Origin of the sequence: Pseudonocardia halophobica, from assembly GCF_027922425.1 — a bacterium.
GTDB classification, from domain to species: domain Bacteria; phylum Actinomycetota; class Actinomycetes; order Mycobacteriales; family Pseudonocardiaceae; genus Pseudonocardia; species Pseudonocardia halophobica.
On the sequence record NZ_BSFQ01000250.1, the window covers coordinates 1 to 594 of the forward strand.

Below are 594 nucleotides of genomic sequence, written 5' to 3' on the forward strand. Positions count from 1 at the left end.
ACGGGCTGCTGAAGAAACGGCTGGCCGCGCCGCCGGTGCCTTCAGTCACGGCCGAAGTTCTGGTGCTGGCGCCGCTGTCGCTGATCTGGCTGGCGATCATTGCCACCGGGAACGGCCCGGAGGCGGGGCACGGGCATTTCCTCGATTCGGCGGGAACGGCGGGGCTTCTGGTGCTGTCCGGTACGCTGACCGCGAGTCCGCTCATGCTGTTCACCTATGCCACCGCGCGGGTGCGGCTGGCGACGGTCGGGCTGATCCAGTACATCAACCCCACGCTGCAATTCCTGACCGCAACGCTGATCTTCGCCGAGCCTTTCGGGCGCTGGCATGCCATCGCCTTCGGGCTGATCTGGGCAGGCCTCGCGCTTTACACGCTGGAGGGGTTCCGTCGGGACAGGGCGGTGCGCAGGGCGGCGGTCAGCGCGGGCACGTCGGCCACAGCAGCGAAGTGATCGCGCAGGCCGGGGTCTGCAAAGCCCTCGGCAATCGTGTGATCGACAAGCGCCACCAGCGGCTGCCAGTAGCCCGCCACATCCAACAGGAAGATCGGCTTGCGGTGCAGCCCGATCTGCGCCCAGGTCAGCACCTCGAAAA

Annotated in this window: 2 protein-coding genes; one reads left to right on the forward strand and one right to left on the reverse strand. The window is 67.5% G+C overall.

Annotated features, from left to right (window positions below):
* A partial coding sequence (locus tag PKE99_RS39360; protein WP_369075893.1) for an EamA family transporter occupies positions 1 to 452 on the forward strand: 452 nt, incomplete at its 5' end.
* Here PKE99_RS39360 and PKE99_RS39685 read toward each other — a convergent pair.
* Complete coding sequence (locus PKE99_RS39685; RefSeq protein ID WP_438865950.1) at positions 368 to 586, reverse strand: LOG family protein; 219 nt, start codon at positions 584 to 586, stop codon at positions 368 to 370. The genes PKE99_RS39360 and PKE99_RS39685 overlap by 85 nt on opposite strands.
* Positions 587 to 594 lie beyond the last annotated feature (8 nt).